Below are 18,233 nucleotides of genomic sequence, written 5' to 3'. Positions count from 1 at the left end.
GCAAATTTTTACACTCTCCGGTCCCTTTCCGATACGAAAAATCGTTCCATCATGTCTCTATCCATGCTCTCTTCCATTAAAAGCTGAAGATCCGTCGGGGATACCTTCACCCTTTTATCCACCACGTCGATCCAGAAGGGCACGCCCCGCCCTTTTTTCGGCGTCAGCGTGTAGAGAAGCCTGGCCAGGGTCATAAGCTGATCTTTTTGCTCCTCGAGGACATCGAGGCCCACCACTTCCCAGTGATCTGTAGGGCGGTAAAATCCGCTGGTAAGCCCGGCCGCCTCTTTGCTCATTTCCCCCGCCTCTTCCTTAGCGCGCTCGGAAAGAAGCAGGAGTTCGCCGCGATCCAGCTTGCCGGCTAAAATTTCTCTGTCGTAAAAGGCCCGTGCCTTTCCCATGCGCTCGGCAATATCCCGGGTCTTAATGTCTTTGATGGCGCCGACGAGAAGGATATTTTCCGAGATACAGCGGCTCCTTAGCTCCTCCCATTTTTCCCGTGAATTGATTTTATAGCGTAGAAGGCCCCCGTCCATCATTATAATGTTTACGTCGCTTTCGTCGATTATGGCAATAGCCGCTTCCAGTTCCACCTCCGCCAAATAGCGGTCGTGAATTTTTTCGGCGCTCATGGCGTCATCTTCTGTGAGCACCGGGGTATAAACCCGCCGCACCCGCTTTTCTTCCCCTTTCAGGCTCAGTGCCAGGCCCTGAAAGAGCTCGATGTAATGGGGATGGGCGCCGCCGCTTCTGACCACGGAGCCGTCCACCCCGGCCACCGTGCCTATGTTTTTCAGCTCCTCCTCGTTTAAAGGATCTAAATGAAACAACGTGCCGATTTCTTCTGTGAGGCTTCCCTTAAAATCCTTTTTCGACATGGAGAAAAGGGGATCGTATTTTTCTTTCAACGCGCGGTTTAAGGCGCGCATCTGGTTTTGAAATTCGTAAAGATCCTCTCGATTCAAAGCTTTAAACTCTCCTTATACACTAAATTCTTCGGCAGATTCAACGCCTTCGCCACGCTCTTCACCGCCTTGGAAGGGCTCTCGCCACCGTCCATTCGCTCCCGAAGGGCCGCGGCGATGTCGATTTCCTCTTCTTCCCCTTCCCCGGGCATAAGTACCACGGCAAATTCCCCTTTAATGGTAAAGTCCTCCATGTTTTGCAGGAAATCCGCCGCCGTGGTCTCCACTCGCTCCTCGTACATTTTGGAGATCTCCCGCACGAAAATTAAAGGGCGATTGCCGAGAGCGGCCAGTACATCTTCGGCGAAACGTTGAATTCGATGAGGCGCTTCGTAAAAAATCACGGGCACGGGAATGTCCGCTAACTCTTCCAACGTTTTCACTCGGGCGCCGTGTTTTTGCGGCAAAAAGCCCCAGAAGAGGTAGCGCCCTTCGTCGAGGCCGGCAATCACCGAGGCGCATACGTGGGCGGAAGGGCCGGGCAAAACTTCAAAAGGTCTGCCCTCTTTTAAAAGAGCCGAAAGCAGTACCGCCCCCGGGTCGGAAACGCCGGGCATACCTGCGTCGCTGATAAGGGCAATGTCCTTCCCTTCGTCCAATCGTTTTAAAATGCCCCCGATTTTTTCCTCTTCGTTGAATTTATGGTAACTCTCCAAAGGGGTGTGGATGTCGTAGTGTTTTAAAAGGGGCATGGAATGGCGAGTATCTTCCGCCAAAATCAGATCCGCTTCCTTCATCACCCTGAGCGCCCTGAGCGTTATGTCTTCCAAATTGCCAATAGGCGTCGGGCAAAAATAAACCTTACCTGCCATAATATCCTGCCACCTCCTCGGTGTAATCATCAACCTCGTAAATGTAAAGAGGGCGTGCCATATGTAAAAAACTGCCGCCGCCCTTAACCGCCGTAAATAAAATGCGCCGCGCCTCTTCCCCTTCTCGCCAATAGACCGGGCGGAGATGTGTTAAGGTCATATTCCCTTCCTTTAAGTCTACGAGAATATCTTGAAAGTGCGCCACGTCCACGACGGCGTAAAGGGCGCCTTTAGGTTTTAAAAGTTTCGATGCTTCGTAAAACCAACGCATGTCCTCGTCCAAATGTTTCGCCCGCGCCACGGCGACGTTTTTATTTTGAAGAGAGGATTTATAAAAAGGGGGATTGGTCCAGATCGTGTCATATGTTCCCAGATCCAGCGTTCTGAAATCGCCGCAGCGAATCTCCATAGACATGCCGTTTTCCCCTGCACTTTTTTCCAAAAGCTCTACGGCTTTAGGCTCTATATCCACCGCCGTTACAGACGTCGCATCGTCGTAAGCCGCCATGGCCAAAAATCCGCTGCCGCATCCCAGATCCAGCATATCCCCTTTCGCCTTTCCATAGGCGGCGAGAAGGACGGAATCCATGCTAAAGGCGAAAATGCCCTTTTCCTGATAAATGGTTTTCTTGCTCTTCGGCATATAATCTTTTCCCACACTATCTCCTCTCGCTAAAAGACTGATTACCCGTCGATCTCTTTCATTTTTCTCCGCTTTTTATTTTGTAATAGAATCCACACAACGGCCGCCGAAAGTATAAGGGCGAATAACCCGATCCAGCCCGGTTGTAAAAACCCCGGATCCACTGCGCCGTAAAGTTTGCTCACGCCAAAGAATAGAAAAAGGGCGGCGGCGAGGTAGCTGACCGCCACTTGCGGAATGTTTTTCCCTACATATTTTCCGACGAGGATCCCCATAGAGGACACCACGATCATAGACGAGACGGTGGCGCAGAAAATAAGGAAGGGGCGGGCGCTGCTCATGGCCAGCGTCATGGCCATCAGTTGGGTTTTATCGCCCAGTTCGCCGATAAAAAAGGCGAAGGCGATGGTCATCACAGGACCCCGGGACGTAGCCTTTACTTCCTCTTCCTCATCCTCGTACTGAATGGAGAGAGTGGAAAGGCCGAAAAAGAGAAACAATACCCCCGCCACAATTTGTAAAAACCCCACATCTTTAAAGATGCCGGCGATCAACATGGCCGCCAAAATGGCCAACCCGTGATTGATGCCGATACCTAAACCTACGCCTGAAAGTACGGTTCTCATTGGGTATTGGGTGGCGAAGGCCAATGCTAAAAACTGAGATTTATCCCCCATTTCGCCGACAAATACCATACCAAAAGCTTCTAAAAATTCGCGCAAACAAAGCTTCCTTCCTAATTCTTCCTTATTTCTTCTCGAGCAAAATTAACATGCTCACGCCGTCGCCGGATGGTACCGTGCCCTCGTGTGAGATAAATGCGGTTTTATCGAAATACACTTTGCAGCGGTAGCGACTGTTTTCTCCGGTAAGGGCCAAATCCTCCGGAGCCACGGTTTCTTTTTCTCTCTTTAGAATATGAATCTTTTCCCGAAGATCGCGGAGATCTACCGAAAGAACGGGATCCTCACTTCCCGGGCAGAGAATATCTACAATGCCTTTATGGCGACGGATGCGAAGGCCTTCCCTGGCGATTTCCTCATCGTCATAGGTTTCCACCATGTACATTCGGTCGTATCCCTTAATGTGGAAGCTGTGGTCCTCACCGAAATTTAAACTTAAATCCTCCGAATCTACGGCCTCGTCCAATACGTTATCTATAACGTCTTCACTCGCCCCTTGAAAATAAGAAATTCCAGAGACGTCGTGGTTCAATCGCAGATAATCTACGATGTTTTGAATCTCCATACGATCCGCCTTTGAAATCTTATCCGGCTCTACGATCTTACCGCCCTTGAGCATGCGGTTTTCAAGGAGAAGATCTTCGAGCCTCCCCTTTTGAGAGCGGAAGGAGACACTTTGCGCCCCGATGGGTCCGCCAAAGACGGCAGCGAGAAAAATCAACGTCAACGTCATGGGGAGTACCATATGCATCTCCCGCTTCTCCACCATAAAGTGAATCATGGCGAAAGTAAGCCATAGCCCTATGGAGAAGACCATGTAGCGGCTTTCCGTCATGCCATATTGGCTCACCCGCAGAAACCATGCGTAATACATAAGTGCCAAAAGGGGAATTGATGCCGGCGGCATGTATTTTCTGAAATAGTAAATCGCCGTGTGTTCCCTATCGTGATCGACGACAAAGAGCACGAGTACGCCGAGGGCCAGGGGCCAGAGAATTAAATGAACCACACTCGTCGTCGGCAGTTCCCGAAGGGCGATGATCTTGACGATGTAAAGGTAGAGAAGGGCGACGTAGGCCGACAAGACCGGCACGAGAATATTTCCAAACACATTGTCCACGAGGGAAAGGACGCCTTTGTGTTTTTCTTTGTTTCCGTCACCGATGCGCGCCAAGAAGAATAGAGCCATCAGGGGCAGGAAACACACACTTACCACATAGAATAGTGCATCTGAAAAAACGACGAGGCCGAAGAGAAGATCGGCGCCTGCGAGTAAGAGACTGATCCCTAAAAATACCACGAAGGCGTAAAGGTAACTGATTAAAATATTCACCGCCATGGTGATAACGTGGACTCTGAAATCCCGCTCCTGATGAATCACTCCCGCAAAAAAGACCGTGAGCCCCACCGCTGCCAGAAGAAGCAGGAATTGCCACGATAAATAGATGGCGGTGCCGATTGTTTGAAGCTCCGCCAGTCGAATATAGCACGCCAAAAGGGTGACTGCGGTAAATAAACCGCCGAAGAGTTTCCATTTTCTATTCTCAGTTTCTCTTTGCGAATCTGCAAAAAGCGTGGCCGACAGGCTGATAAAAAAGCCTAAAATGGCCAAGCCGCTTAAAAGAAGAGGTTGCTGACCAAAAATAGTCTTGACCGTACCGGTCTTGAACCAATAGCACTGAAAAACACAGGCCAAGAGGGCAAAAACAAAGCTGAAGGGATAGTGGCGAAGGGCACTTTTCGCACGAAAAGTCAATTCGTTAAATCGCCTGTTCATAACATCCTCCTACATCATGGGCGCCAACACGCGCAACACGCGGCCTGCGGCCCGCTGCCAAATGGTAAAATCATTGCACATTTCCCGGGTAAAGAGAGTGGATACCTCGAGGGTATCTCGAAAATCTTCTTCCACTTTCGCCGCCATGTCTTTGTCGTAAAAGTACGCGCCGCATTCGAAGTGTAAAAAGAGGGAGCGGTAATCACAGTTAATCGTTCCCACGACAGCTTTCGTTCCGTCGGACACTACGTTTTTCGCATGGATAAAGCCGGGGGTGTACTCGTAAATTTTGACGCCGTTGTCGATCAAATCTTTATAATAGCTCCGAGTCACGAGGAACACCATTTTTTTATCGGGGATATGGGGGGTGAGGATCTTCACATCCACCCCGGTGTGGGCCAAGTGAATAATATCGCTCTTGGTCTCGTCGTCTAAAATCAAATAGGGCGTGGTAATATGCAAATATTTCGTCGCCTGATTGACGATGTCGTTATAAACTTCTTTCCCAACGCGGTTCACACCGTAGGGATCGTCGCCGAAGGGCACGACGTAGCCCGTGTGGCGTCCGCGGTATTCGTATTCCGCGGGAATCAAATAGGGCTCGAAGTTTTCCGGCATGTTTTCCGACACGCCCCACATGGAGAGAAACATATTGGTAAAGGAGCGCACCGCCGATCCGTATAGGGCGACCCCCGTATCTTTCCAATGGCCGTAAAGCTCCCGCTCGTTAATGTATTCGTCGGCTAAATTCACGCCGCCGGTAAAGGCGACCTGATTGTCGATGACGAGGATCTTTCGGTGATCCCTGTGGTTTTGATACAAACTCAATAGAGGGAGAATGGGCTTGAAAATTTTTGTCTTAATACCCAGTTTTTCCATCTCTTTATGGTACGTAAAGGGAACCTTCGTAAGGGCCGTGGTGCCGTCGTACATTAAACGCACTTCCACGCCGCTATCCGCCTTTTCCTTTAAAATTTCCAAAATGTCGTCCCACATTTTGCCCTGCTCGATAATGAAGTATTCCATAAAGATAAAGCGCTTGGCTTTTTTCAACTCGTCGAGCATGCGATGCCAATAGTCTTCCCCTAAGGGAAAATAGTCACATTCCCCATTGCGATACACCGGGTAATCTTCTTCATTCCATAAAAACCGCGCCGTGTTGTAAAAGAGGGGATCTTCCATGCGCGTTTCTTCCATGACTTCCGGGTCTTGTCTGAAATAGCTGATGTTGCTCTTTTTGGTAAACTCGAATTTTTCCGAAAACCATAGGCGGAACACATCCCATTTGCTCCCTATGTAAAGAAAGGCGCCGAACACCGGCAAGACGATAATCGTAAAGAGAAAGGCAACTTTGTACACCGGGTCGTTTCGTCTGTCGTTTACAATATGTAAACCGACGAAAAGATCCAGAACAAAAATGCCCGCCTGGAGCACTTCCCGATGTTCGCTGAAAAAGCGACTGACAAATAATATAATGGCAAATTGCACGAAAAATAAAACGCCGTAGACGATCATGCGCGCCAATATGCTCACTAGGGAATTTTTTATATAAAAGCGTGTGTGTTTCATGTTGACCTCCTGGCTAATCTAAGCCCTCAAAATATTAGGGACTATCCTACTACTTCTATCGCCCTTTATTGTATCATGCTACGGATTGTGTTTGGGCGCTCCGTTAAAAATTGCAGCTTGCGGCACAAAAAAAGAACACGCGTAAACGTGTTCTTTCTTTAGCGACGTCTTCCGTGTCGCAAGCGAGCCAGCGCACGGTAAAGGGCGAGTTGTGCTTCTTTTATTCTCTCCTTGCTTTCCGTCGCTTTTAATTCTTCCTCTGCTCGCTTCTTTGCCGCTTCGGCCCGTTCCCTATCGATATCGTCGGTCCACTCGAAAGCGGTGGTGGCAATGGTGCAGACATCGTTTTGCATGGAAACGTAGCCGCCGTGAACGACGGCTTTTTTCTCTTGGCCGTTTTCGAAAATACGAACGGCATCGTAAGCCAAAGGCGTGACGATGGGAGCGGTGCCTTTCATAAGCATCATATCCCCCATAATGCCGCGGACGATAATTTTATCGACTTGTTGCTCGAAACCGTCCGCATAGGGTGTTACGAGGCGTAAATCGATCATGCCTTCGCTCCTTCTTCACTTTCCAACTTCTTCGCTTTTTCCAACACTTCGTCGATGGAGCCGGCGAATAAGAAGGCGGATTCGGGAATGTCGTCATGAACGCCGTCTAAAATTTCCTTAAAGCCCCGTACCGTGTCGCCGATGGGCACGTACTTGCCGTCGATGCCTGTAAACTGGCTGGCGACGCTAAAGGGTTGGGAAAGGAAACGTTGAATTTTACGAGCGCGGGCGACGGTGGTCCGTTGTTCTTCGGAAAGTTCTTCAAGACCCAATACGGCGATAATATCTTGAAGATCTTTGTATTCTTGCAATACTTCCTGTACGCGTCGCGCCGTTTGATAATGTTCTTCCCCGACGACGTTCGGGTCTAAAATACGGCTGGTGGAATCCAAGGGGTCTACCGCCGGGTAAATACCCATACTCGCAATGTCACGAGACAAGACGGTAGTGGCATCCAAGTGGTTAAAGGTCGTGGCCGGTGCCGGGTCGGTTAAGTCGTCGGCAGGGACGTAAACCGCTTGTACCGATGTGATGGATCCCTTCTTCGTCGAGGTAATGCGCTCTTGCAAGGCGCCCATTTCCGTGGCAAGGGTGGGCTGATAGCCTACCGCCGAGGGCATGCGGCCGAGAAGGGCCGATACCTCACTGCCCGCTTGAGTAAAGCGGTAAATGTTGTCGATAAAGAGGAGCACGTCTTGCCCCGCTTCGTCTCTAAAATATTCCGCCATGGTAAGACCCGTCAAGGCGACGCGCATACGGCTTCCCGGCGGCTCGTTCATTTGACCGAACACGAGGGCGGTCTTGTCGATAACGCCGGATTCGATCATTTCGTAATAAAGGTCGTTCCCTTCACGGGTACGTTCCCCGACCCCTGTAAAGACGGAAATGCCGCCGTGTTCTTGAGCGATGTTGTGAATAAGCTCTTGAATCAATACGGTTTTGCCGACGCCGGCGCCGCCGAAGAGGCCGATCTTTCCGCCCTTAGCGTAGGGGCATAAAAGGTCGATAACTTTAATCCCCGTTTCGTACACTTCATTGCCCGTGTCCTGCTCGTCAAATGCCGGAGCTTTTCTGTGAATGGGCATGTGTTCCGCATCGGAAGGAACGGGTTTGCTGTCGATGGGCTCGCCTAAAACATTAAACATTCTCCCGAGGGTCGCTTTTCCTACGGGAACGGTAATGGCGCCGCCGGTATCCAGGGCTTCCATGCCCCTTCTCAAACCGTCGGTAGCGCCGAGGGCGATGCAGCGCACCACATCGTCGCCGATATGCTGAGCCACTTCCACCGTAAGTTGTTCGTCGCCATTTTGGATGGTAATGGCGTTTAAAAGACTCGGTAAGCGTTCCGGGTCAAATTCAATATCTACCACCGGTCCGATGACCTGGCAGATTTTTCCTATATTCTCTTGCATACAGACCTTCTTCCTATTGTACTGCGTCCGCAGCTGAGACGATTTCGGTGATTTCACTGGTAATCGCAGCTTGTCTTGCGCGGTTATAGTTCGTTTCAAGATCATCGATCATATCGTTGGCATTGTCCGACGCGTTTTCCATGGACATTCGACGGGAACCTTGTTCCGATGCCGCCGCTTCAATGAGGGCGCCGAAGATGGCCGTTTCCACATACATGGGAATCAGGTAATCCAATACGGATTCGGGAGACGGTTCAAATTCGATGCTGCTCTTTGTAACGGGCCCTTCTTTGGCTTTTAAATCCTCCGAAGGGAGAAGTTGCAATACTTTCGGCTTATAGCTGATCGTCGATTCAAATTCCGTGTAGATCATGCGTATGGAATCCACTTCGCCGCTTCTGTAAAGTTCCACGGCTTGTAAAGCCAAGCTCCGTGCGTCGTTATAGGTGGGCTCGTCGCTCAATCCTATATAGGCGCCTACAATATCATAATCTCTGCGTTCAAAATAATCTCGCGCCTTCGTACCTACGACCATCAGTTTAGAATCCGAGGGGGCGTCTGCCATGGTTTTTTCAGCCAAGCGTTGAATATTGGCATTGTATCCCCCTGCCAAACCTTTGTCCGATGTAATGACGATGTAAAGTGCCGTTTTTTCGTCCCGCTTTTTAAGCAGGGGATGGCCGTCGCCTACGATGGCGAGAATGTTTTGGATATCGTCTACCACGGTTTGAAAATAAGGTCTTGTCCTTTCGAGGCGAACCCGCGCGCGGCGGAGTTTCGCCGTCGATACCATTTCCATGGCTTTCGTTATCTGTAAAATATTATTAATTCCGCGTATACGCCGCTTGATCTCTCTCGTAGATGCCATTGGAAAACCTCCTATTTCGTCTTCTTAAATTCGACGAGACTTTCCTTAATGGCCTCTTCAATCTCCGGCGTTAAGTCTTTTTCTTTTTCCAATTGTTCCACGATGTGGTGATAGTTGTTTTCCACAAAGAGGATATAATCTTTTTCAAATTCGGAAACTTTTTCCACGTCCACATCGAGCATATAACCTTTGGTCACCGCGTACAGCACGAGCACTTGATGTTCGAGCTTCATCGGTTGGTATTGAGGTTGACGCAAGACGCGCATCATCCGTTCCCCTTGAGCCAATGTGCGGCGGGTTTCTTTATCGAGCTCCGAGCCGAATTGGGCGAAGGATGCCAGGTCGCGGTACTGTGCCAAATCCAATTTCATCGAACTGGAAATTTTCTTAATGGCTTTTGTTTGTGCCGCGCCGCCGACACGGGATACGGAAAGGCCGGTGTTAATGGCCGGGCGTTGCCCTGCAAAGAACATATCCGTTTCCAGGAAGATTTGCCCGTCGGTAATGGAGATGACGTTGGTGGGAATATAGGCGGAAATGTCCCCTGCCTGTGTCTCGATAATGGGCAGGGCCGTAATGGATCCGCCGCCGTATTCCTTGCTCATGCGCGCTGCACGCTCGAGTAATCTCGAATGCAGATAGAATACGTCGCCGGGGAAAGCTTCACGTCCCGGCGGACGACGTAAAAGAAGACTCATGGTTCTGTAGGCTACGGCGTGTTTGGATAAATCGTCGTAGACGATGAGCACGTCTTTACCCTGTGCCATAAATTCTTCCGCCATGGTAACGCCGGCGTAGGGGGCGATGTATTGAATAGGCGAAAGTTCCGCCGCCGTCGCCGCTACGACGATGGTGTGATCCATGGCGTCGTGTTGTTCTAATGTGTCGACGATTTGCGCCACCGTCGACGTCTTTTGACCGATGGCCACGTAAATACAAATGACGTCGGTATCTTTTTGATTGATAATGGCGTCGATGGCGATGGCCGTTTTACCTGTTTGGCGGTCGCCGATAATCAACTCCCGTTGACCCCGACCGATGGGGAATAAAGCGTCGATGGCTTTGGTTCCCGTTTGAAGGGGCACGTTCACCGATTCTCTCGTAATGACGCCGGGGGCGATCTTTTCGATGGGCATGGTCTTGTCGTAAGGGTAATCCCCTTTGCCGTCGATAGGCGCGCCCAAAGCGTTGACGACCCGCCCTAAAAGGCCTTCGCCGACGGGAACTTGTACTACTTTACCCGTAGCTTTAACTTCATCCCCTTCTTTAATGTCGGCATCACCTAATAAGACGACGCCCACATTGCCTACTTCAAGGTTTTGCACCATGCCGTAGATTCCTCCGGGGAATTCGATGAGTTCGCCGGCCTTTGCGTTTTGCAGTCCGAAAATACGGGCGATGCCGTCGCCGACTTCGATGACGGTGCCCACATCTTCCATGACCAAATCTACATTATAATTCTTGATCTGCTCCCGAATCACGGAGCTGATCTCTTTTGATCTCAGATTCATATCTCACCTCTCTATGCATTGTGTTTAAGGGTTCGCTTAAGATCGTTAAGCTGTCTATGAATCGAGCGGTCGATGACGCCGTGATCGGTGACGAGTTTCACCCCGCCGATTAGGCTTTTATCGATTCTCTGACGCACTTCCACTTCTCCGCCTCTGGCGCCTTTATAGGCATCTCCAATGGCGCGGAGTTTGTCTTCTGTAAGTTCAAAAGGCGTTAAGACGAGGATGCGCTCGATGTTTCTCTCCTCGTAACAAAGATCTTCATAGGCATTTAAAATATCGGCGACGAGATGGCTTCTCCTGTTGTCCGAAAGGACGTAGAGAAAGTTTAAAAGGGTCGCCGGAATATCTTTTGCGAAAATACCTTCGATGATTTCGCGCTTTCTTTCGTTGGAAATTCGCGGATGCATAAGGGCGAGTCGTAAATCGCTATTTTCATAGGCTGTGCGAATCGTATCCAAATCGTCGAGCATAAAATCATCTTGTTCCAATGCCACTTCATAGAGGGCGACACTGTATTTGGTAATCGCTTCATCAAACATGGCGCTTCTCCAAATCTTGGATCAAGCCATTGATCAGTTCGTCGTTATGCTTTTCATCGATGGTGTCGTTTAAGAGTTTTTCAGCGATCATGACGGCGAGATCCGATGTTTCATTTTGCACATCTTGGCGCGCCTTCGCCTTTTCCCGTTCGATATCGGCCTTGGCCTTTTCGATCATGGCCGTTGCACGGGTCTGCGCTTCTTCCGAAGCGGACTTTTCAAGTTCGCGACCTCGTTCCCGGGATCTTTCGATGATTTCGGCACCTTCTTCTTTGGCGTCTCTCAATTTTTGTTCATAATCGGACTTTAAGCGTTCCGCTTCCACGCGTTCTTTTTGCGCCTCTTCGATTTCCGAGGCGATGGACGCTTGCCGCTTCGCCAAAAAATCGTTCATCGGTTGATAGACGAAATGGCGAATGACGAGAAACAGGATGAGGGTGGCGCCCCATTGTGCCAAGACATTCCATAGATCCGGCACGACAAAAATTTCCATAGGGACAACTCCTTTCGTGTGATTCTGTTTCCCGAGCTTATCCTAATAAGGGTTTTACAAATAATAAGATAATGGCAATAACCAAACCGTAAATACCGGTGGTTTCGGCGACGGCTTGACCGAGCAACATGGTTTGAACGATGTCACCTTTCGCTTCCGGTTGACGACCGACGGCTGCTGCCGCTTGACCTGCCGCGTAACCTTGACCGATACCGGGGCCGATACCGGCAATAACTGCTAAGCCCGCGCCAATGGCGGAACAACCTAAAATGAACGCTTCACTTGTGATTTGCATAATGTTTCCTCCCTATGCTGTTTTATTTATAATTACGACCGCTTCGCCGCTTGTCGTGCGGCAATTTCTTCAGGATCCGCCATATTGGAGTTGATATAAGTCATCGACAACATGACGAAAATGAATGTTTGCAATAATCCGCTGAATACGTCGAAGTAACCGTGCAGTGGCCATGCGACGACGGGGATTAAAAATTGAGAAATCAAACCCAGACCTTGGTATACCAAACCCATAATCAACACACCGCTTAAAATATTGCCGAACAGACGGAAGCTCAATGAAATGGGGTTGGCGAGCTCCCCTAAAATATTGATCGGCGTTAAAATGGCGATGGGTTCGGCGTATTGTTTTAAATAACCTCCGATTCCCTTCGTCTTAACGGAGAAAAAGTGGATCAGGACAAAGGTAATAAGCGCAAGGGCCAAGGTGACATTGTAATCGCTCGTAGGCGGTACAAAACCTAAAAGGCCGGATAAGTTTGCGCAAAATAAAAAGGTGGCCAAGGTGAGCATATAAGGCGCAAAGCCTAAATTGTGCTCGCCCATGGTTTGCGTCGTCAAGCCGTTAATGGCGTCGACGGCGATTTCCACAATGTGCAAAATACCCGTGGGCTTGTCGTGAATATCGGCTTTTTTGATTTTTGAGTGAATATACAGGCTCAGAATCGTAAGCACTGTGACGATAACAAAGGTCGTGAACAGCGATTCGTGGAGCCAGATGTCCTGCCCTCCTGCATGGAAGACAATACCACGTTTCAAAAGCGCCCTCCTTTCTTACTGCGAAGATAGTCGAACATGTTCCTAATTAAGATCACGTATTTTATGGACAACAGACCGAAGAAAGTCGTCGCCAAACTTAAATACTCCGCCTTCGCCGAAACGGCGAGGACGACGGCGTAAAGTGTGAGACGTAAAAAATAGTGCACGCCGACAAAAACTGACGCACCTCTTTCCGTCTTCTCCACCGCCCGAGAGAACGTGAAAAACATTAATTTGAACATCGCCATGGCGATGAGACAGCCGAAGACCCAGCCCCCTACATAGGGTTTCCAGTTCTTTATAAGCAAGATCATCATCCCCGAGGCGAAAAGCATGACGCCGAAGGCGATGGCAATGTATTCGTTCGTAAATCGGTCCTTCATAGATTTTTTCCGAGTTTAAGAATATTGCCGATGCCGGCGGCGATGCCGATTAAAGTAAAGACGATTAAAAGGATGCCGCGGCTGTTGAATTTTTTCTCGAGCCAAAGGCCGAACAACATACAGCCTAAAATAGGAATCAACACATTGAGTCCTACTTGTGTAATCAAGGCCAAACCCGTGTACGGCGACTTTTTCATGAGCACCCTCCTTTCATCCCACTATTCTTCTATTTTAGCGGAGTATCACAATAGATTCAATGTATTCAATCTATTTTATTCCCTGTTATTCAATAGATAATCCTTCCCCTAACGTTGATACCCGTGGGGTAACGTGACGATGTCGGTGGTGAGGCGCGGCATTTTCGTATCTTCTAAAAGCCCGAGGAAGGTAACGGCGCCGTCGCCGTAACGGGCTTTGATGCCGTGAAGAGCTTTATCCAATGCCTCTTCTTTTTTCTGCTTGTCGTAATCGGAAAACATGTCCCTTTGAATGGCGTGTTTTTCCGGCACGAGGCGAATGGCCCGAAGGGTAATGGCACGAATAGGCAGGCGACCGTCGTAACGGGAGCGGTATAAATCGAAGGCGCCGTCCCGAAGCAAAAAGGACGTTTGCCCGCCGTAGGGAAGGACGGATTGAAAACTGTAGCCTACGAAATGGGAATCTTTCAAATGCAAATCGATTCCCTCCGCCTCCAACCCGTATTCCCGAAGTCGGCGAGAGACTTTAAATGAAAGAATTTGTAAAATACGCCGCACCTCCACGTCGTTTAAGAGATCTTCCCGCAAGGTGATGCCGTTGCCCACGGTTTTAATTTCCGGCCGGTAATCGTAATCGGCCACGGGATCGTCGTCGAAGCCCCACACTTTTTGCCAAAGCTTTACCCCGACGACGCCGAGCCGCTTTCCGAGGAGCATAGGTTCTGTGCGCGCCAAATCTCCCAAGGTAATAATACCCAGACGATTGAGCTTTTCCTTCGTCTTCCGTCCGATGCCGATCATGCTTTCCACGGGAAGCGGATAGACGATGCTCCGGTATTGATCTTTCGGGATCACCGTTACGGCGTCGGGCTTTTTCATGTCGCTTCCCAGTTTCGCAAAAGTCTTTGTAAAGCTTACGCCGATGGAAACGGTAATGCCCAATTCTTTTTTAATCCTCTTCCGAATGGTGTGGGCGATGGTTTCGCCGCTTCCGAAAAGATGGACGGATCCGGTGACATCGAGCCAACATTCGTCGAGACCGAAAGGCTCCACCTGATTGGTATAATCGTAATAAATTTTCCGCGCCCGACGGGAAAAATCCAAATAGTCGTCGTAATGAGGAGGCACGACAATAAGATTCGGGCATTTTCGATGGGCCTCCCAAAGAGGCTCCGCCGTTTGAATGCCGTAAGCCTTCGCCTCCTGACTTTTCGCCAGCACAATGCCGTGGCGATCTTCTTCATGTCCCCCAACCACCACGGGTTTGCCGCGAAGGGCGGGATTTTTTTGAATCTCGATGGAGGCGTAGCAGCTGTTCATGTCCGAATGTAATATTACCCGTTCCATAGGCCAACCTTTCTTGACAAAAGGCGCAATTCAAATTATGATTTACGCAATTAGAATTCTTATTTGCGTTTATTTTACGCAATTTAATTGCGTGTATCAAGGTTTATTTTAATTTTTACGAAATTGAATTGCGTGTTTGAGGTGACTATGACCTTTGGAGAAAAAATAAAATCCCTACGCAGGGAACAAAAAATGACCCAGCAAGCATTGGCCGACGCCCTGAATGTTTCGTTGAGGACCATTTCAAATTATGAAACCGGCGGCCTTCGCCCCCGTTACGAAGAAACCTACGACAAGCTCGCCGAGCTTTTTAACGTGCCTAAAGCCTATTTATTAACCGACGAGGATGCCTTTGTGCTTCACGCGCGGGAACGCTACGGCCATAAGGGCGCAAAGGATGCGGAAGAATTGGTGGAAGGGGTTATCGGCCTTTTTGCCGGCGGTCGATTAGACGAAGAGGACAAGCAGGCCGTGTTCGAGGCCATTCAGGAAGCGTATTTCCGAGCGAAGCTTGAAAATAAAAAATACGCCCCTAAGGGCGGAAAGGGCGATGTGTAAATGTCTCGCTACGAACGTCTTTACCGAGAGGCTTTGCGCATTCGCAATCGCCACGGCCCCGATCCTAAAAAGGCCCTCGAAGAAGAGGGCGTGATCTTAATTCCCATGGACACGAGTACACGGCTTTTGGGCATGTACAAAGTGATTTTAAAAAATCCCTTCGTCTTTTATAACGACAGAGTGGACGAAGCCATTCAGCGCATGGTTTTCGCCCACGAATTAGGCCATCATCTGTTCCATCGCGATTTTGCAAAAGACGGGGAATTAGTGGAGTACACGCTCTTCCATTTAACCGACGAGCGGGAACTGGAGGCGAATATTTTTTGCGCCCATTATCTTTTAGACGAAGAACAGGTCTATCAAATGGCGAAAGCGGGCTATTCCTACCCCGATATGGCAAAGGCCTTTTCCGTAGACGTCAATCTGATGATCTTTAAACTCAACGAAATGCAGCGCATGGGCTACGATTTAGGTTTTAAAGAAGCTCCGGACAACGGCTTCTTCTCAAAAATCGACGGACGCCATGACGTATGACAGTCAGAAGAAAGAGGTGTTGTTTTGAAACATTGTAAACCTTACGTATTTATTTTTGCCCTTGTTCTATTCCTTTTGGCATCCGCTCACCCGGCGGAAGCCGCCGCCATAAAAGAAAACGGCCGCGTTCAAATTTCCCCCGGCGTCATTCGTCGGGAAATGCGGGTAAACGTCGGCGGCAGAAACCACATCGTCGATGTCATTCAAGTGAATCTCAATAATCCCTACGCATCCTTAGAGGTTTTGGCAGGCGCCGGCACCTACACGCGAAAAGATACCGTCTTAAACATGGCCAATCGCACCGATGCCTACGCCGCCATTAACGGCGACTTCTTTAATATGACGAAGCAAGGCGCGCCCTTCGGCCCCTCCGTCGTCGGCGGAAAACTTCAATCCTCTCCTCTGCAATCCATCGGCCTGTACGGCTTCGGCGTCGACGGAAACAGACGAGCCCACATCGAATCCTTTACCTTTTCCGGCGGCGCCTACGCAAGTGACGGCGCCAGCTACCCCATTAGTGGCCTGAACAAAGCCGATTACATTATTAACCACACCCAAGTTCACTCTCATAAAGACGCCATTCAACTTTACAACGACTTTTGGACGGCGCGCACGAGAGGCCTGAAGGGAAGCGGCGAAGTCCTCGTAGCGGGAAACGGACGGGTGGAAAAAGTGTCGTTAAATGGCCCCCTTCCCATGGCGACGCCTAAGGGCAAATACATTTTGCAGGTCAACGGCCGCGCCAAAGACTTTATTCGCAAACACGTTCCCGTCGGAAGCACCCTGCGATTAAACTACCGAGTCAATCCTAACAGAAACTGGAAATTTTTAATCGGCGGCCACGCCCTCCTCGTGGAAAACGGCCGACCGAAACTTTACACCATGGACGCCGATTCCATCGACGGCGTGCGGGCGCGGAGTGCCGCCGCCATTTCAAAAGACGGCAAGACCGTGTACCTTCTCGCAACGGAAGGACGCAATCGCAAATCCGGCGGCATGCGTCTCGCCGAATGGGCTGCTGCCGTATCCTATTTCGGCGTCGACAAGGCCATTAATTTAGACGGTGGCGGATCCACCACCATGGTGGCGAGAAGCCACGGCGATTTCAAAAATACCGTCATCGCCCATCCCGAACGCAACGCCGCTCAAAGACGAATCGTCAACGGCATCGGCGTCATGAACAAAGCGCCTCGCACCGCCGTCGCCGGAGGCGAAATCGCAGGGCCCAATTCCCTCGTTCTCGGCGAAGTTGCTACGTACAAACTTAAAAAAGCGTGGGATTCCAATTACCATCCCGTACAACCTACCTCCGTCGGCTACAGCCTAACCGACACGGCTTTCGGCAAAAACGCATGGATTTACAGTCGCTTCCTCTCGCCCAACATGGGTAAGACCAACATCGTCTTAACCATGAAAAACGGCGTCACCGCCCAACTCCCCGTAACCATTTCAAGCCCTGCGGCCATGAAAAGTTTAAACCTCGCCGCCACGAGAAACGGCAATCGCATCACCCTCGCGCCGAAAGGTAAAACGAAAAACGGACGCTTAATCGAGCTCGACCCCAACCAAATGAACTGGAATGTGAAAAACGCACAGGCCGCCATCGATACGGAAAGTTGGAAAAAACCGACAGGCCAAGGGCTAAACGCCCCCGCCGCCGTCTTTACGCTAAAACCCGACGGCCACGCCTACGCCGCCATCGAGGCTACTTTCGGAAATCAAAGTGCTTATTACCTCGTCGATTCTCCGGGCTATACGAAACTTGCCATGACCGTAGGAAAAACCGCCTACACCGTCGCCGGCAGAAAGATGACCATGGACACGACCCCCGTCATCGAAAACAGTCGCACCCTCGTGCCCCTGCGCTTCGTCTTGGAAAGCTACGGCGCCGATGTGCAATGGAATCCCGAAGAGCGCACCGCCATCGTCCACTATAAGGGCAAAACACTGGAGCTTCCCACCGATCGCAAGGAAGCGCACATCAACGGAAAGAGCGTACCCCTCGATGTGGGCGCCGCCATACGAGATGACCGCACCGTCATACCCCTGCGCTTCGTCGCGGAAAACCTGGGTATGGAAGTATATTATGGAAAGAGCGATCGCACCATTTCCATTTACGAAAAACAATCGAGATAAAGAGAAAATCCATTGGGGAAAAGACCTCAATGGATTTTTTAATAGATTTTAAGAAATGATTCTCGTAACATCATTTCTTTCAAATGCAAGCCATTCATCTTAAAGATTTTCCGGAAGATTGTTTCTAGAAAAAGTAAAGCATTCTTTCAAATATCTTTTTCTCGAATCTTAGGAGGAGGGAATAGGGCGTTGCGAT

General features: G+C 49.9%; 20 protein-coding genes. 3 read left to right on the top strand and 17 right to left on the bottom strand.

The features are described from left to right. Window positions 1-8 precede the first annotated feature (8 nt). The 17 genes from HMPREF1863_RS08340 to dinB form a co-directional block, all read right to left on the bottom strand. Window positions 9-965, bottom strand: a complete 957-nt coding sequence (locus HMPREF1863_RS08340) for a DNA double-strand break repair nuclease NurA (protein WP_068369971.1) — start codon at window positions 963-965, stop codon at window positions 9-11. Continuing rightward, entirely contained in the window at window positions 962-1,777 is an 816-nt protein-coding gene (gene rsmI / locus HMPREF1863_RS08335) for a 16S rRNA (cytidine(1402)-2'-O)-methyltransferase (protein ID WP_068369969.1), read from the bottom strand. The genes HMPREF1863_RS08340 and rsmI overlap by 4 nt, the downstream gene beginning before the upstream one ends. Further along, window positions 1,767-2,435 (bottom strand): tRNA1(Val) (adenine(37)-N6)-methyltransferase, encoded by a 669-nt coding sequence (locus HMPREF1863_RS08330; protein WP_068369967.1) that lies wholly within the window; start codon window positions 2,433-2,435, stop codon window positions 1,767-1,769. Before HMPREF1863_RS08330 ends, rsmI begins: the two co-directional genes overlap by 11 nt. A 26-nt stretch (window positions 2,436-2,461) precedes the next feature. After that, window positions 2,462-3,142, bottom strand: a complete 681-nt coding sequence (locus tag HMPREF1863_RS08325) for a TMEM165/GDT1 family protein (protein WP_068369964.1) — start codon at window positions 3,140-3,142, stop codon at window positions 2,462-2,464. Window positions 3,143-3,167: 25 nt separating this feature from the next. After that, window positions 3,168-4,880 (bottom strand): DUF4153 domain-containing protein, encoded by a 1,713-nt coding sequence (locus HMPREF1863_RS08320; RefSeq protein ID WP_068369961.1) that lies wholly within the window; start codon window positions 4,878-4,880, stop codon window positions 3,168-3,170. A gap of 9 nt (window positions 4,881-4,889) precedes the next feature. Continuing rightward, window positions 4,890-6,449: a cardiolipin synthase gene (gene cls / locus HMPREF1863_RS08315; protein ID WP_068369958.1), complete on the bottom strand. Its 1,560-nt coding sequence runs from the start codon at window positions 6,447-6,449 to the stop codon at window positions 4,890-4,892. Between the two features lie 158 nt (window positions 6,450-6,607). Beyond that, entirely contained in the window at window positions 6,608-7,003 is a 396-nt protein-coding gene (gene atpC, locus HMPREF1863_RS08310; RefSeq protein WP_068369955.1) for an ATP synthase F1 subunit epsilon, read from the bottom strand. Further along, complete coding sequence (gene atpD, locus HMPREF1863_RS08305; RefSeq protein WP_068369951.1) at window positions 7,000-8,415, bottom strand: F0F1 ATP synthase subunit beta; 1,416 nt, start codon at window positions 8,413-8,415, stop codon at window positions 7,000-7,002. Before atpD ends, atpC begins: the two co-directional genes overlap by 4 nt. Before the next feature lie 13 nt (window positions 8,416-8,428). Further along, window positions 8,429-9,283: an ATP synthase F1 subunit gamma gene (gene atpG, locus HMPREF1863_RS08300; protein ID WP_068369947.1), complete on the bottom strand. Its 855-nt coding sequence runs from the start codon at window positions 9,281-9,283 to the stop codon at window positions 8,429-8,431. Between the two features lie 11 nt (window positions 9,284-9,294). Then, window positions 9,295-10,794 (bottom strand): F0F1 ATP synthase subunit alpha, encoded by a 1,500-nt coding sequence (atpA, locus tag HMPREF1863_RS08295; protein ID WP_068369945.1) that lies wholly within the window; start codon window positions 10,792-10,794, stop codon window positions 9,295-9,297. Window positions 10,795-10,805: 11 nt separating this feature from the next. Then, window positions 10,806-11,336: an ATP synthase F1 subunit delta gene (gene atpH / locus HMPREF1863_RS08290; RefSeq protein WP_068369942.1), complete on the bottom strand. Its 531-nt coding sequence runs from the start codon at window positions 11,334-11,336 to the stop codon at window positions 10,806-10,808. Then, complete coding sequence (gene atpF / locus HMPREF1863_RS08285) at window positions 11,329-11,829, bottom strand: F0F1 ATP synthase subunit B (RefSeq protein WP_068369939.1); 501 nt, start codon at window positions 11,827-11,829, stop codon at window positions 11,329-11,331. The genes atpH and atpF overlap by 8 nt, the downstream gene beginning before the upstream one ends. A gap of 37 nt (window positions 11,830-11,866) precedes the next feature. After that, on the bottom strand, window positions 11,867-12,124 hold the full coding sequence (atpE, locus tag HMPREF1863_RS08280) for an ATP synthase F0 subunit C (RefSeq protein ID WP_068369937.1): 258 nt from the start codon (window positions 12,122-12,124) through the stop codon (window positions 11,867-11,869). A gap of 32 nt (window positions 12,125-12,156) precedes the next feature. Continuing rightward, the gene (gene atpB / locus HMPREF1863_RS08275) at window positions 12,157-12,882 is read right to left on the bottom strand and encodes a F0F1 ATP synthase subunit A (protein ID WP_068369934.1); all 726 of its coding nucleotides are present in this window, start codon (window positions 12,880-12,882) and stop codon (window positions 12,157-12,159) included. After that, the gene (locus HMPREF1863_RS08270) at window positions 12,879-13,265 is read right to left on the bottom strand and encodes an ATP synthase subunit I (RefSeq protein WP_068369931.1); all 387 of its coding nucleotides are present in this window, start codon (window positions 13,263-13,265) and stop codon (window positions 12,879-12,881) included. Before HMPREF1863_RS08270 ends, atpB begins: the two co-directional genes overlap by 4 nt. After that, the gene (locus HMPREF1863_RS08265) at window positions 13,262-13,462 is read right to left on the bottom strand and encodes an AtpZ/AtpI family protein (protein ID WP_068369928.1); all 201 of its coding nucleotides are present in this window, start codon (window positions 13,460-13,462) and stop codon (window positions 13,262-13,264) included. Before HMPREF1863_RS08265 ends, HMPREF1863_RS08270 begins: the two co-directional genes overlap by 4 nt. A 108-nt stretch (window positions 13,463-13,570) precedes the next feature. Further along, on the bottom strand, window positions 13,571-14,809 hold the full coding sequence (gene dinB, locus HMPREF1863_RS08260; RefSeq protein ID WP_068369925.1) for a DNA polymerase IV: 1,239 nt from the start codon (window positions 14,807-14,809) through the stop codon (window positions 13,571-13,573). A 147-nt stretch (window positions 14,810-14,956) separates the two neighbouring features. Between dinB and HMPREF1863_RS08255 the strand changes: the two genes are divergently transcribed. The 3 genes from HMPREF1863_RS08255 to HMPREF1863_RS08245 are packed head-to-tail and all read left to right on the top strand — an operon-like array spanning window position 14,957 to window position 18,037. Next, entirely contained in the window at window positions 14,957-15,367 is a 411-nt protein-coding gene (locus HMPREF1863_RS08255) for a helix-turn-helix domain-containing protein (protein WP_068369922.1), read from the top strand. Then, a complete protein-coding gene (locus tag HMPREF1863_RS08250; protein WP_068369919.1) occupies window positions 15,368-15,901 on the top strand; it encodes an ImmA/IrrE family metallo-endopeptidase in 534 nt (177 codons plus the stop codon). It abuts the gene before it with no gap. A 24-nt stretch (window positions 15,902-15,925) separates the two neighbouring features. Then, on the top strand, window positions 15,926-18,037 hold the full coding sequence (locus tag HMPREF1863_RS08245) for a stalk domain-containing protein (protein WP_068369916.1): 2,112 nt from the start codon (window positions 15,926-15,928) through the stop codon (window positions 18,035-18,037). The last annotated feature ends 196 nt before the right edge of the window (window positions 18,038-18,233 follow it).

This window comes from Aedoeadaptatus coxii (assembly GCF_001553115.1).
GTDB lineage: Bacteria > Bacillota > Clostridia > Tissierellales > Peptoniphilaceae > Aedoeadaptatus > Aedoeadaptatus coxii.
This window is presented reverse-complemented; position numbering and strand designations above follow the sequence as displayed.

Bases quoted from the DNA above. Each gene is read 5' to 3' on its own strand.
- cls (WP_068369958.1), bottom strand. From the start codon at position 6,449: ATGAAACACACACGCTTTTATATAAAAAATTCCCTAGTGAGCATATTG.
- dinB (WP_068369925.1), bottom strand. From the start codon at position 14,809: ATGGAACGGGTAATATTACATTCGGACATGAACAGCTGCTACGCCTCC.
- atpC (WP_068369955.1), bottom strand. From the start codon at position 7,003: ATGATCGATTTACGCCTCGTAACACCCTATGCGGACGGTTTCGAGCAA.
- HMPREF1863_RS08265 (WP_068369928.1), bottom strand. From the start codon at position 13,462: ATGAAAAAGTCGCCGTACACGGGTTTGGCCTTGATTACACAAGTAGGA.
- atpF (WP_068369939.1), bottom strand. From the start codon at position 11,829: ATGGAAATTTTTGTCGTGCCGGATCTATGGAATGTCTTGGCACAATGG.
- atpE (WP_068369937.1), bottom strand. From the start codon at position 12,124: ATGCAAATCACAAGTGAAGCGTTCATTTTAGGTTGTTCCGCCATTGGC.
- rsmI (WP_068369969.1), bottom strand. From the start codon at position 1,777: ATGGCAGGTAAGGTTTATTTTTGCCCGACGCCTATTGGCAATTTGGAA.
- HMPREF1863_RS08255 (WP_068369922.1), top strand. From the start codon at position 14,957: ATGACCTTTGGAGAAAAAATAAAATCCCTACGCAGGGAACAAAAAATG.
- atpH (WP_068369942.1), bottom strand. From the start codon at position 11,336: ATGTTTGATGAAGCGATTACCAAATACAGTGTCGCCCTCTATGAAGTG.
- HMPREF1863_RS08270 (WP_068369931.1), bottom strand. From the start codon at position 13,265: ATGAAGGACCGATTTACGAACGAATACATTGCCATCGCCTTCGGCGTC.
- atpA (WP_068369945.1), bottom strand. From the start codon at position 10,794: ATGAATCTGAGATCAAAAGAGATCAGCTCCGTGATTCGGGAGCAGATC.
- HMPREF1863_RS08320 (WP_068369961.1), bottom strand. From the start codon at position 4,880: ATGAACAGGCGATTTAACGAATTGACTTTTCGTGCGAAAAGTGCCCTT.
- atpD (WP_068369951.1), bottom strand. From the start codon at position 8,415: ATGCAAGAGAATATAGGAAAAATCTGCCAGGTCATCGGACCGGTGGTA.
- HMPREF1863_RS08250 (WP_068369919.1), top strand. From the start codon at position 15,368: ATGTCTCGCTACGAACGTCTTTACCGAGAGGCTTTGCGCATTCGCAAT.
- atpG (WP_068369947.1), bottom strand. From the start codon at position 9,283: ATGGCATCTACGAGAGAGATCAAGCGGCGTATACGCGGAATTAATAAT.